Source organism: Allosphingosinicella deserti, assembly GCF_003012735.1.
Taxonomy (GTDB): domain Bacteria; phylum Pseudomonadota; class Alphaproteobacteria; order Sphingomonadales; family Sphingomonadaceae; genus Allosphingosinicella; species Allosphingosinicella deserti.
Genome location: NZ_PXYI01000002.1, coordinates 1 through 12,859 on the forward strand (window position 1 = coordinate 1; position 12,859 = coordinate 12,859).

13 protein-coding genes are annotated in these 12,859 nt (G+C 66.5%); 9 read left to right on the top strand and 4 right to left on the bottom strand.

Translation table 11 applies throughout. The features are described from left to right. Window positions 1–230 precede the first annotated feature (230 nt). Window positions 231–1,481: an MFS transporter gene (locus C7I55_RS04245; protein ID WP_106511689.1), complete on the top strand. Its 1,251-nt coding sequence runs from the start codon at window positions 231–233 to the stop codon at window positions 1,479–1,481. Window positions 1,482–1,524: 43 nt separating this feature from the next. Further along, window positions 1,525–4,044, top strand: coding sequence for an aminopeptidase N (gene pepN / locus C7I55_RS04250; protein ID WP_106511690.1), 2,520 nt, complete (start codon window positions 1,525–1,527; stop codon window positions 4,042–4,044). Here the strand turns inward: pepN and C7I55_RS04255 are convergent. Beyond that, on the bottom strand, window positions 4,023–4,745 hold the full coding sequence (locus C7I55_RS04255) for a glutaminyl-peptide cyclotransferase (protein WP_106512404.1): 723 nt from the start codon (window positions 4,743–4,745) through the stop codon (window positions 4,023–4,025). The genes pepN and C7I55_RS04255 overlap by 22 nt on opposite strands. A 301-nt stretch (window positions 4,746–5,046) precedes the next feature. On the opposite strand from C7I55_RS04255, the gene acnA reads away from it, so the two are divergent. Both acnA and C7I55_RS04265 read left to right on the top strand, forming a co-directional pair. Next, complete coding sequence (acnA, locus tag C7I55_RS04260) at window positions 5,047–7,725, top strand: aconitate hydratase AcnA (RefSeq protein WP_106511691.1); 2,679 nt, start codon at window positions 5,047–5,049, stop codon at window positions 7,723–7,725. Further along, a complete protein-coding gene (locus C7I55_RS04265) occupies window positions 7,722–8,015 on the top strand; it encodes a CBU_0592 family membrane protein (protein ID WP_106511692.1) in 294 nt (97 codons plus the stop codon). The genes acnA and C7I55_RS04265 overlap by 4 nt, the downstream gene beginning before the upstream one ends. On the opposite strand, the gene C7I55_RS04270 is transcribed toward C7I55_RS04265, so the two are convergent. Beyond that, entirely contained in the window at window positions 7,978–8,397 is a 420-nt protein-coding gene (locus C7I55_RS04270; protein ID WP_106511693.1) for a DUF4345 domain-containing protein, read from the bottom strand. The two genes, C7I55_RS04265 and C7I55_RS04270, sit on opposite strands and share 38 nt — an antisense overlap. 144 nt (window positions 8,398–8,541) lie before the next feature. Here C7I55_RS04270 and C7I55_RS04275 point away from each other — a divergent pair, with 144 nt between their 5' ends. The 5 genes from C7I55_RS04275 (at window position 8,542) to C7I55_RS04295 (ending at window position 11,238) form a co-directional block, all read left to right on the top strand. After that, window positions 8,542–8,757: a hypothetical protein gene (locus C7I55_RS04275; protein ID WP_106511694.1), complete on the top strand. Its 216-nt coding sequence runs from the start codon at window positions 8,542–8,544 to the stop codon at window positions 8,755–8,757. A gap of 4 nt (window positions 8,758–8,761) precedes the next feature. Then, entirely contained in the window at window positions 8,762–9,619 is an 858-nt protein-coding gene (locus C7I55_RS04280; RefSeq protein ID WP_106511695.1) for an SDR family oxidoreductase, read from the top strand. A gap of 104 nt (window positions 9,620–9,723) precedes the next feature. Beyond that, a complete protein-coding gene (locus tag C7I55_RS04285) occupies window positions 9,724–10,143 on the top strand; it encodes a hypothetical protein (protein ID WP_106511696.1) in 420 nt (139 codons plus the stop codon). Next, the gene (locus C7I55_RS04290; protein ID WP_106511697.1) at window positions 10,140–10,511 is read left to right on the top strand and encodes a DUF962 domain-containing protein; all 372 of its coding nucleotides are present in this window, start codon (window positions 10,140–10,142) and stop codon (window positions 10,509–10,511) included. Before C7I55_RS04285 ends, C7I55_RS04290 begins: the two co-directional genes overlap by 4 nt. Next, the gene (locus tag C7I55_RS04295) at window positions 10,501–11,238 is read left to right on the top strand and encodes a Crp/Fnr family transcriptional regulator (protein ID WP_106511698.1); all 738 of its coding nucleotides are present in this window, start codon (window positions 10,501–10,503) and stop codon (window positions 11,236–11,238) included. Before C7I55_RS04290 ends, C7I55_RS04295 begins: the two co-directional genes overlap by 11 nt. A 155-nt stretch (window positions 11,239–11,393) precedes the next feature. Here C7I55_RS04295 and C7I55_RS04300 read toward each other — a convergent pair whose 3' ends face one another. Then, on the bottom strand, window positions 11,394–11,828 hold the full coding sequence (locus tag C7I55_RS04300) for a DUF488 domain-containing protein (protein ID WP_106511699.1): 435 nt from the start codon (window positions 11,826–11,828) through the stop codon (window positions 11,394–11,396). Window positions 11,829–11,839: 11 nt separating this feature from the next. Further along, window positions 11,840–12,166 carry a TFIIB-type zinc ribbon-containing protein gene (locus C7I55_RS04305; RefSeq protein WP_233222049.1) on the bottom strand — a complete coding sequence of 109 codons (327 nt, stop codon included), beginning with the start codon at window positions 12,164–12,166 and terminating at the stop codon, window positions 11,840–11,842. Between the last annotated feature and the right edge of the window lie 693 nt (window positions 12,167–12,859).

Consider the following 12,859-nt stretch of genomic DNA (forward strand, 5'->3'; position numbering starts at 1 on the left):
GAACGATCACAATTCCTGTCAGAACCCGTTTCAAGGTCGGCGCAAGCCGGTTCTTCGCATCCTATCGAGGCTCCTCCCCAATGAGCTTCGGGTCCTGGGAGCCGGCAATATGCTTGCCGGCTCCTTTTTTGCGGCTGCATGGGCGCGCGCGATCGCCCGTCCCGGGAGACCTCGTCCTTTTTTCAGAAAAGCGGTGGCCCCGAATTGGGCGGATGCTCTAGGCTCCGCCGATGGGGGATGAAGGATTTCCAAGCCGCGAGCGGGGGTTAGGCGACACGGCGGCGGCCCGGCACCGCGCGCCGACGGCCTTCATGCTGCTCTACGCGCTGGCTTACACCGGGCTGTTCGTCGCCTTCATTCCGTTCTTCAGTCTGTTGCTGCCGGTCAAGGTGGAAGCGGTGTCGGCAGCGGACCGCGTGGCCCTGCTGAGCCGAATCACCCTGGTCGGTGCCTTGGTGGCGAGTGTTTCCAACATCGCGTTCGGAGCGCTGAGCGACCGCACCTATCGCACCCGCGGAACCCGCCGGCCGTGGCTGCTCGCCGGGCTGATCATGCTGATCGGCGCTTATGCGATCGTCAATCTTGCCGGGGATGGAACGGCGTTGCTGCTCGGCGTGGCCGTCTTCCAAATCGCCCTCAACGCGATGTTTGCGCCATTGATCGCGATCATGGCCGACGAAGTGCCCGACGATCGGAAGGGCGTGATGGCGGGTCTGCTCGGAATTGCCCAGCCGGTGGCGACGCTCGCCGGAGTCGGGGTGACCCTGGATTTCGTATCCGGCAAGGCAGCGCAATATGCTTTGGTCTGCCTGGCGACAGCGGCGTTGATCCTGCCGTTGCTGTTGTTCGGCCGTGAAGGCGCACTGCCGGTGCCGCCCACGGCGCAGGCGAATGGCGGGCGCTTCCAGCGCCGCGATCTCGCGCTCGCCTGGGCGGGAAAGCTCGCTATTCAGGTCGCCGGCACGGCGGTCGTCACCTATTTCTTCTTCTACACGAGCGATCTGCTCCGCGGCGAAGCCAACGGCCAGGCGCGCGCGCGCACCATCGCCTGGATCATGGCCGCCGCGACCATCGTCGCAATCCCGCTCGCACTGGCCTGCGGCCGGATCTCCGACCGGATCGGCCGCCGCAAGCCATTGCTCGCCTTCGCCAGCGCGGGAATGGTCGCCGGGCTCGCTCTGATGGCCGGTGCCGGGCGGTGGGAGGTGGCCGCGATCGGCTATACGGCGTTCGCGGCGACCTATGCGGTGTTCATCGCCCTCCACGCCGCCTTCACCATGCAATTGCTCCCCTCGCCCGCCCATCGCGGCCGCGACCTCGGTTTCTTCAACCTCACCAACACCTTGCCCAACGTCGCCGGGCCTTTGCTTGCCTTGCTGCTGGTCGGCGGTGCCTCGACCTTCCCGATCCTGTGGACGGCCGCGGCGATCCTGTGTGCGCTCGGCGGCGGTCTGCTGATGCTCGTGCGGGGACAGCAATGACGACCCCAGCATCGGTCCCCGCGTGAACGGGAGGGAAACGCCGATGGCATTACGGTTCAAGCGGACGAAGGAGAGCGCCGGGCTGCTGCGCCGCGATGACTATCGTCCCCCGGAGTGGATCGTTCCCGATTCCGCACTCGACATCGAGATTTTCGCCGACTGCTTTCGGGTCCGTGCGACGCTGGACGTCGCCCGGGCCGAAGGATCGTCGGCACCGCTCCGGCTCGACGGCGAAGGGCTTCGGCTGCTCGGGCTCAAAATCGACGGCAGGCCCGCCGCGCACAAGCTCGACAAGACCGGGCTGACCGTCCGGATCGCCGCAGATCGCGCCCGTGTGGAGACGATCGTCGAAGCGCCGCTCGGCAGCGAGCAGCTCGGCCTGTTCGCCCAGGGCGGGCTGGTCTGCACCCAATGCGAGCCCCAGGGATTCCGGCGCATCACCTTCTTTCCCGATCGCCCGGACGTCCTCAGCCGCTTCCGCACCCGGATCACCGCCGACGCAGCGCGATTCCCGATCCTGCTCGGCAATGGCAATGCCGACGGCGCCGGCGCACTCGATGGCGGCCGCCACTGGACGGCGTGGGACGATTCCGTGCCCAAGCCGTGTTATGCTTTCTCCGTCGTCGCGGGCGACCCGGCGGCGCGGCGGGACAGGTTCGTCACCAGGGACGGCCGCAACGTCGAGCTCGCCATCTTCTCGGAGGCCGCCGAGGTGCCGAGATCGGCGCATGCGATGGCCGCGCTCAAGGCGGCAATGGCCTGGGACGAGGTCAACTATGGCCGCGTCTACGATCTCGACCGCTACGCGATCGTCGCAGTGCCGGGCTACCGCTTTGGTGCCGTCGAGGCGAAAGCGCTCAACATCTTCGACTCCGCCTTACTGCTTGGGCATCCCGCAACGTCGACGGACGGTGAGCTGGAGGCGATCACCGCCCTCGTCGGCCACGAATATTTCCACAATTGGTCCGGCAACCGGGTCACAATCCGGGACTGGTTCGAGCTTGCCCTGAAGGAAGGGCTTGCCGTCTTCCGCGATCAGGAATTCTGTGCCGCGCTCGGGTCACCAGCGGCGAAACGCATCCAAGACGTCAAGGCGCTGCGCGCCGCCCAGTTCGTCCAGGACGAGGGTCCAGGCGCGCACCCCGTCCGCCCCGAGCAATGCGAAACCATTGCCGACCTCTACGACGCCACGGTGTACATCAAGGGCGCGGAAGTGGTGCGGATGCTGCGGACGATCGCCGGTCCACAGGCGTTCGGCGCCGGACTCGACACCTTCTTCGCCCGCCATGACGGCACCGGAGCGACATGCGACGCGCTGATCGCCGCCGTCGCCGAGCACAGCCCGGACCGGCTGGAGACGTTCGACCGCTGGTATGCGAACACCGGCACCCCGCGGATCACCGCGTCCCTGAGGCAGGACGGTGCGCGTGCGATCCTGACGCTTGTGCAGGACGGTTCGCTTCCGATCCCGATCGGCTGCGCGCTGTTCGGGCCGGACCGAAAGCGGGCCGAGAAGTTAGTGCTGCTCGAGGCGAAGCGACAGGATTTCGTGTTCGAGGACGTTCCCGGACCACTCCTGCTCTCCATCAACCGCACATTCTCGGCGCCGGTGCAGATCGAGTGCGAGCGGACCGACACCGCGCTGCACGCGCTTGCCCTGATCGACGACGATCCCGTGGCGCGCTGGCAGGCGCTGCAGGACCTCGCCGCACGGGCCATCCTTGGCGAGGCCCACACCGCGGCGGTGATCGACGCCATCGCACGCGCGCTCGACGATCATGCGCAGGATCCTGCTCTCGCCGCCGAATTCGCCGCCCTGCCCGCCCAGAGCAGGATCGCCGACGGGCTCGAGGCCGCCGATCCCGGCGCGATTCTCCGCGGTTGGCGCGCAGTGCAGGCGGACATCGGCCGCGCGCTCGCGCCCCGGTGGCGCACCTTCCATGCCGCGGACGGCGCGACTGGCGCAGGAGTGCGCGCGCTGCGGGTGCTCGCATTACAGTATCTGCTCGCCGCCGACGTGCCGGACGCAGGCGCGCTCGCGCTGACGGATGTCGAGGGCAGCGCCACCCTGACCGAGCGATATGGTGCGCTGCGGGCACTCGCCGATAGCGACGCGGCCGAGCGGCCGGCCGCGCTCGACCTCTTCTACCGGCGGCATCGCGCCGACCCCGCGCTGCTCGACAAATGGTTCTGCGCCCAGGCGCTCTCGCTGCGCCCCGACACGGTCAGCGCGGCGCCCCGATTGCTCACCCATCCCGATTTCTCGCTCGCCGCGCCGAACCGGCTGGGCGCGATCGTCGGCGGCTTCACGGCCAATTCCGGCGCCTTCCACCACCCGAGTGGCCGCGGCTACAAATTCGTGACCGACGTGGTGCTCGCGTCCGATCGGATCGCACCCGCGGGCGCTGCAAGGCTGGCAAGGCCTCTGGCACGCTGGCACCGAATCGAGCCGGTGCGGGCGGCGCTGATGCGGGCGGAGGTGGCGCGGATCGCGGGAACGGCCGGGATCTCGCCGGAGCTGCGCAAGGCCGTCGGCGCCGTTCAGCCCAGCTGTATCTCGTAGAGGCGGCTCCAGTTCTTGCCGGTGACGAACAGCCTGCCGCTTTGCGGATCGTGCGCGATCCCGTTGGCGACCTTCTCGCGGTCGCCGGCCGCGGCCTCGGCGACGATCGGGCCGAGATCGATCCAGCCGCGCACGACGCCCGTCACCGGATCGATCCGCGCGATCGCCGGCAAGGTCAGCACGTTGGCCCAAATCTCTCCAGCCACATATTGCAGCTCGTTGATCCACGGCAGCGGCCGCCCGCCCGCAGTGACGACAAGGCTGCAGGCCGGCGCCAGCGTCACGGGATCCAGATAGGACAGACGCGGGGTGCCGTTGCTCATGATCAGGCGGGTGCCGTCATTGGTCAGTCCCCATCCCTCACCATCGAACGCGAACTCGCCGCGAAGCGCGAGCGTCCGGCGATCCCAGCGGAACCCGCGGCCGCCCTGGTAGGTGAGACTGAGCAATTCGTCGCCCCACGCGGTAAGGCCCTCGCCGAACAGATCGTCCGGCACGCGTGACGATTGCAGCACCGCGCCGTCCTCCAGCCGAACCCGGCGGACCGTCGAGCACCCCGTCAGCCCGGTGCTTTCGAACAGGGCATCATCCACCCAGCAGAGTCCCTGCGTGAAAGCTTGGGGATCATGGGGATGCGCGGCAACGACTGTGCAGGGGGAGAGGGAAAGCATCGACACGCGGGTGACCTCGGGAGGATTCATCGTCGCCAATGCGGCCGCGCGCCCGTGAGAACAAGCATCGCCGCGCGGGAGCGCTCGCACCCGGAGACGTCAACGGCGGGAGCCGGCCGTCGTCTGCCTTCCGTCATCTCGGAGATGCAACGTTGCCAAGCGGTCAATGGCGGACAGTTCGAAAATTCCCAGCGCCGTTCCGGCGTGAACGCCTCGCACCGCAATAACCCACACCTTCCCCCATCGCCGCATACGCGCTAAGGGCCGCGCCAACCGCGCCGGGCCGCGTCCTGCTCTCCGGCGCAAAGTACCACTTTGCGACGAGGCACTTATGACCGCTGTCGGCCACGACACTCTCCAGACCCGTACCACCCTCAACGTCGGGGGCAAGGATTACGCTTATTACTCGCTGGCCAAGGCAGCGGCGCAGCTCGGCGACGTGTCGCGCCTGCCCTTCTCGATGAAGGTGCTGCTCGAGAATCTGCTGCGCTTCGAGGACGGAGTCACCGTGTCGCGCGACGACGTCCAGGCGCTCGTCGACTGGCAGAAGGAGCGGTCGTCGACTCGCGAAATCCAGTACCGTCCGGCGCGCGTGCTGATGCAGGATTTCACCGGCGTTCCCGCGGTCGTCGACCTCGCCGCGATGCGCGACGGAATCGCCAAACTCGGCGGCAATCCCGAGCTGATCAATCCGCTCGTTCCGGTGCATCTCGTCATCGACCACTCGGTGATGGTCGACGAGTTCGGCACCCCCAAAGCGTTCGAGCAGAACGTCGCGCTGGAATATCAGCGCAACATGGAGCGCTACCAGTTCCTGAAATGGGGCTCGTCGGCGTTCAACAATTTCAAGGTGGTGCCGCCGGGTACGGGCATCTGCCACCAGGTTAATCTCGAATATATCGCCCGTTCGGTGTGGACCTCCAACGACCAGAATGGCGCCGAAATCGCCTATCCGGATACGCTGGTCGGCACCGATAGCCACACGACGATGGTCAACGGCCTCGGCGTGCTCGGCTGGGGCGTCGGCGGCATCGAGGCGGAAGCGGCGATGCTCGGCCAGCCGGTATCGATGCTGATTCCCGAAGTGGTCGGCTTCCACCTGTCCGGGGCGCTCAAGGAAGGCATCACCGCCACCGATCTCGTCCTCACCGTCACCCAGATGCTCCGCAAGAAGGGCGTCGTCGGCCGGTTCGTCGAATTCTACGGCCCGGGCGTGTCGGAGCTGTCGGTCGCCGACCGTGCGACCATCGCCAACATGGCGCCCGAATATGGCGCGACCTGCGGCTTCTTCCCGGTCGACCACAAGACGCTCGACTACATGCGCCTGACCGGCCGTTCGGAAGAGACGATCGCCCTCGTCGAGGCTTATTCCAAGGCACAGGGCCTGTGGCTCGATCCGGCGATCGAGCCGCTGTTCACCGACACGCTCGGCCTCGACATGGCCAGCGTCGAACCCTCGCTGGCCGGCCCGAAACGCCCGCAGGACAAGGTTCTCCTGTCCAAGGTCGACGAGGAATTCATCGCCAACTTCACCAAGGAGTTCGGCCATGAAGCGACCGAACTCGGTGAGCGCTTCCCGACCGGCAGCCACGATCTGGGCCATGGCGACGTCGTCATCGCAGCGATCACCAGCTGCACCAACACCTCCAATCCCGCCGTGCTCGTCGCCGCCGGCCTGGTCGCCCGCAAGGCGCGCGAGAAGGGCCTGGAGCGCAAGCCGTGGGTCAAGAGCTCGCTCGCGCCCGGTTCGCAGGTGGTCACCGACTATCTCGTCGCCGCTGGCCTGCAGGAGGATCTCGATGCGATCGGGTTCAACCTCACCGGCTATGGCTGCACCACGTGCATCGGCAATTCGGGTCCGCTGCCCGAGCATATTTCCAAGGCGATCAACGAGAATGATCTCGTCGCCGCCTCGGTGCTGTCCGGCAACCGCAATTTCGAAGGCCGCGTATCGCCCGACGTGCGCGCCAACTTCCTCGCCTCGCCGCCGCTGGTCGTCGCCTATGCGCTGAAGGGCACGGTGACCTCGGACATGATCGAGCAGCCGATCGGCACCGGCAAGGACGGCGTCGACGTCTTCCTCAAGGACATCTGGCCGAGCAACGCCGAAGTCCGTGACCTGATGGACCGCTACGTCACCGGCGACATGTTCCGCAGCCGCTATGCCGACGTCTACAAGGGCGATGCGCGGTGGAGCGCGATCCCGGTCACCGGCGGCGAGACCTATGCTTGGTCGGCCGGATCGACCTACATCCAGAACCCGCCTTATTTCGAAGGCATGTCGATGACCCCGACCCCGCCGGGCGACATTGTCGGCGCACGGCCGCTCGCCATCTTCGGCGATTCGATCACCACCGACCACATCTCGCCGGCCGGCGCGATCAAGGCGGACAGTCCCGGCGGCCGCTACCTGACCGAGCATCAGGTCGCCCGTCCGGACTTCAACAGCTACGGCGCCCGCCGCGGCAACCATGAAGTGATGATGCGCGGCACCTTCGCCAACATCCGCATCAGGAACCGGATGACCCCGGGAATCGAAGGCGGGGTCACCAAGCACATCCCGACCGGCGAAGTGATGGCGATCTACGACGCCGCGATGCGTTACAAGGAGGCGGGCACGCCGCTCGTCGTCATCGCCGGCAAGGAATATGGCACCGGATCGTCGCGCGACTGGGCGGCCAAGGGCACCAACCTGCTCGGCGTCCGCGCCGTGATCGCGGAGACCTACGAGCGCATCCACCGCTCCAACCTGGTCGGCATGGGCGTCCTGCCGCTGCAGTTCGTCGGCGATGTGCCGACGTTCGACGGCAGCGAGATGTTCAGCGTCACCAACATCACCGACCTGAAGCCGCGCCAGGAAGTGGAGGTCGTGGTCAGCAAGGCCGATGGTTCGTCCTTCACCTTCACCGCCCGCTGCCGGATCGACACGCTGAACGAGCTCGAATATTTCAAGCATGGCGGCATCCTGCACTACGTGCTGCGCCAGCTTGCCCGGGGGAAGGCCGCCTGAGCGGCACCGAACTCCTCGTAGAGACTGCCGGCTGGGCCGGCGCCGTCCTGATCCTGGTCGCTTATCTGCTCCTCTCGATGGGGCGGATGAGCGGCCAGTCGGCCGCCTATCAGGCGATGAACGTCGTCGGCGCGGCCGGCTTCATCGTCAACGGAGTCTGGCACGGCGCAATGCCGTCCGCGACGCTCAACGTCATCTGGATGCTGATCGGAGTCGTTGCCCTGACGCGGATCGCACGCCGGCGGACCGACATTACGCGCCCCTCGCCGAGCCGGCCCGGAGAGGATTGACTCGCGTCGCGACCCGCGCCTGCCAGAGAGCAAGCGCCGGAACGACGCCAAGCTCCATGCCGAGGCCGAACAGGTGGCCGGCGCTCGGCACCCCAACGACCAGCAGCGACAGCAACCGGGCGAGCCCCCCGCAGACGACCACCAGTGTCAGCCCCTGGAACAGCGCGCTCTTGGCCTCGATCCGCGGAATGCAGGCGGCAAAGCCCAGCCCCACGCCGATCAGCAGGCCCGACAGATAGCGGAAATGGCTGTCGAGATCGGTGGGTGGAATGCCGACGTGCTTCACCATGGCGACGCTCTCGATCACACCGGCCCCGCCGGCGGCGAACGGCACCAGGCACGCCAGCGCCACGGCGAATTGCAACAGACGGCGTTCGTGCATCGATCCTCCTCACGGCCCGGCGACGGACGAGCGGACGGTGAACGTTTGCGCTGCTCCGCCGTATCCGCGCGGCATGGCGGCGGAACGACCGGAACCGGCCCGGGGCGCAGAGGTTGGTCCGTCAACGCTTTCGAGGAGAGCAAGATGAGCAAGAACCAGCACAATCCCGACTCGAGCGACCGCCCGCTCAACCAGAACAACCAGATGTCGGACGATCCTGCCGACGGCAGCCGCAACAGCTTCGTGCTCGGCAAGGACGGCGGCTCCCCGGCCGAAAAGAAGCCGCCGCAGGAGCGCCAGGACCAGTCGACCATCGAAGCCTTCGGCGAGGAAGGCGCGGGCGTCGCGCCCAAGGAGTAAGCGCATGAGCGAGACCGAAACCCTCGACATGATCCACGAGGACGGGCTGCCCGGGCACGAAAGCCAGATGGACGACAAGCCGGATTGGCAACCGCGCTATGCCGGGTCCGGCCGCCTCGAGGGCAAGGTCGCGCTGATCACCGGCGCAGACAGCGGCATCGGCCGGGCGGTCGCGGCCCTGTTCGCCCGGGAGGGCGCCGACATCGCCATTCTCTATCTGTGCGAGCATGACGACGCCGCCAAGACGAAGCAGATCGTGGAGCGCGAGGGCCGCCGCGCGATCACGATCGCAGGTGATGTCGGCGAAAAGGATTTCTGCGACCGCGCCTTGGCCGAGACCGTCGAGAAACTCGGCGGCCTCGACATCCTGGTGAACAACGCCGCGGAGCAGCATCCCGACAAGGACATACGGGACATTACCGAAGAGCAGCTGAAGCGCACCTTCCAGACCAATATCTTCGGCTATTTCTTCATGGTCCAGGCGGCGCGGCCGCACCTGAAATCCGGCTCGGCGATCATCAACTGCACCTCGGTGACGATGTATCAAGGCTCGAAGGAGCTGCTCGATTATTCGGCCACCAAGGGCGCGATCACCGCCTTCACCCGATCGCTGTCCGAGAATCTGATCGAGGCCGGCATCCGCGTGAATGCGGTGGCGCCGGGGCCGATCTGGACCCCGCTCAATCCCTCCGGCGGCGCCAGCCCGGATAAGCTTGAAACGTTCGGTGAGGACACGCCGATGGGCCGCCCGGGTCAGCCCAACGAAGTCGCGCCGAGCTTCCTGTTCCTGGCCTGCGAGGATTCGAGCTACATGTCGGGGCAGGTTCTGCACCCGAACGGCGGCACGATCGTCAACGGCTGATCGAAGGCGATCGGGGCGTCTGTCTCACCGGCCCGGTCGACGCCGCTTCTGGCGGGCGATGATAATTGTTATGCTGACCTTCTGAACAGAAACAGGGGGTGACAATGGCGCGTGTAATCGGTGGCGTGCTCCTCGGCCTGATTGCCGCATTCGTGGCGATCTGGTCCGTGGAAATGGTGAACCACCTCATCTACCCGCTTCCGCGCGACATCCGGGTCGACGATCCGGAGGGCCTTGGCGCCTATGTTCGCGCGATGTCGATCGGCGCCCAGTTGTTCGTTGCCGGAGGATGGCTGGCCGGTGCTTTCGTCGGCGGATGGGTTGCAGGATCGATCAGCCGGCGTAGCTGGACGATCTGGCTGATCGCCGGCCTCATCGTGATCGCCGGGCTTGCCAACATCCTGTACGTGACCCACCCGACCTTTCTCAAGATCGCTTCGGTGGTCGCGCCGCTGATCGGCGGGCTGATCGCAGCCCTGCTTCTGCGCCGCTGCCCTTCGGCGGGGATGGGGGCGCCGGTATGAGCCGTTACCGCAGCTTCGCCGAATTCTGGCCTTTCTACCTGCGCGAGCATTCGCGCCCGACCACCCGCGCGCTCCATTATGCCGGCACCGGCCTCGTCATCCTGCTCGGTGCCGGGGCGATCGCCAGCGGCGACGCGCGGCTGATGATCGCGCTTCCGATCGCCGGCTACGGGTTCGCCTGGGCGAGCCATGCCGTGGTCGAGCGCAACCGTCCCGCGACGTTCAAATATCCCTTGTGGTCGCTCGCCGCCGATTTCCGGATGTTCTTCCTGTGGCTCACGGGCCGGATCGGCCGCGAGCTGCAGTCGGCGGGCGTTCGCACCGACGGGCGCGGCCAAGGGCGCAGCGATACGCCCGATGCCCGGTGACGATCCCGGGATAGAGCGCGCCCTCGCCAAGCTCAGGGTGCGCGACGTCGTTACTCCGGAAGAAGAACGAGTCTTCACCGCCTCGATCGCCGAGACGCGGGTAATCGCCGCGCACCGCCAGATCGTTCGATCCGGCACCACGCTCAGCGAGTCGACGCTTCTGCTGGATGGGTTGGCTTGCCGCTACAAGGATCTCGCCAATGGCGAACGTCAGATCCAGGAGGTCCACGTTCCAGGCGATTATGTCGATCTGCACGGATTCCTGCTCAAGACGCTCGATCATAATGTCGGCGCGCTCACCGACGTCCGGATCGCGCTGGTTCCGCACGACGCGTTGCGCGAGATCACCGAAAACCATCCGCATCTGGCACGTTTGCTGTGGTTTTCGACCTTGCTCGACGCCGCCATCCAGCGCGAGCGCATTCTGTCGATCGGACGTCGCAATGCGGCGTCGCGGATCGCCCATCTGATCTGCGAGCTGTATCTGCGGATGCAGGTCTCCGGTCTTGCCGAGGAAGGCCGATACGCGCTGCCGATCACCCAGACCGACATCGCCGATACCTGCGGACTCACGCCCGTCCACGTCAACCGCATGCTCCGGCGCTTGCGCGGCGAGGGCCTGATGACCTTTCGTGGCGGCGAGGTGGTGATCCACGATTGGGACGGTCTCGTCCGAGTCGCCGAGTTCGATCCGACCTACCTGCATCTGGATCGGCGCCCGCGATAGGGCTTCGGGGATGAGATCTGTTCCGGGGAGGTGTGCAGCTTCCGAGGTGCGCCTTAAGGAAGGGAGGGTTTCGACAGGCTCAACCCGAACGGGGCAGGCCTACCGCACCCTTGCGCGGGAGCCGGTCTCCGGTCTCGCGACGCGGCGTTAAAAGCCTACAGGTTCACCACCTCGAACGACGCTCGGTCCAGCATCCGCTCGGCGAGCATTGCGCGGTGGCAAACGGGCGCGTCCTTTTCGTAGCAGAGCAAGGCGGCGCGGCGTTCCTCTGCAGCGCCCAGAGCCTGGACCATGGCGATCTCGGCTTCAGGAGTCTCGAGCTGATCGGCATAGATGGCGCGCATCTCGGCGGTGCGCCCGGCTCGGGCAGCCTGCCGCCCGGCCGCGGGCGTGCCGAGCGGGCGAAGGTGCAGGTAGTCGATGCCGCGCTCGCGCAGGGCTCCTGAGAGCGCCGTCTTCGAGAAACCGGGCCTGCGCGATGCGGCCACGGCGCGGACGTCGATCAACAGATCGACTCCGGCCGCCTGGAGTTCGCCGAGAAACTCGTCCAGCGTCTTCCCTTCGTAGCCGATGGTGAAAAGCGGCCGCATGGCTTCCCCGCTCAGTCGAATATCTCCTCGAGCCAGCTCTTGCGCCGCTTGTGGGGCTTCTGGTGACCGTGGCCATAACCCTGATGCGGCTGCCCCCACGGCGCCTGCTGCTGAGGCGGCGGGGCATATTGCGGGGAGGCGGGTTGCGGGGTGTATTGCTGCGTCGGCTGGGCAGCGGCCGGCGCCGCGCTGCGCTCGATGATCTTGTCGAGCTCGCCACGATCCAGCCAGACACCGCGGCAATTCGGGCAATAGTCGATCTCGATCGTCTGCCGTTCGCTCATCACCAGCGGTGTGCCGTCGACTGGGCAGGCCATCGGGCCGGATCGGGTCACCATCTCACTCTCCTTTTTGGTCTGACGCTCACTTGGGAACGGGACCGCCGGAACGCAACGACGCCGAAATCGAACAGCCCCTTTCAACCTGCCCGGAATCGCACACCAAGCATTGGTATTTTTCGCCGCCAGTTAGCATGCGCGTCGCCACCAACTGGTGCTGCCGGGCAAGAAAATGGCGGTTTTCTGCCGTTTTCGCGACTTGGCACGCCCTCTGCAAACTTGTGGATACCAAGCGCCGACGATCACCGGAGCGCTTCAACACAGGGAGACAGACAATGACCTTCGAACTTTCCGACCTTCAGCGTTTCGCGGTTTCGGCCTTCGGCGCCCTCTTCGCCGCCTCGCTGTTCATCTCTGCCGCCGTCGGCCCCGCCGGCCAGCTCATCTGATCCAACTTCTTCAAAGGACCAAAGCAATGACCTTCGATCGTACCGACCTGCAGCGCTTCGCGGTTTCCGCGCTCGGCGCGCTCTTCGCCGCCTCGCTCTTCGTCTCCGCCGCCGTCGGCCCCGCCGGCCAGCTCATCTGACCCCTCACACCAAGCACAGGAACAAGCCAATGACCTTCGATCTCTCCAGCCTGCAGCGTGTCGCGGTTTCCGCCTTCGCCGCCCTCCTCACCGCCTCGCTGTTCATCTCCGCCGCCGTCGGCCCCGCCGGACAGTTGATCTGATCCGCCCCGTCATCAGGACAC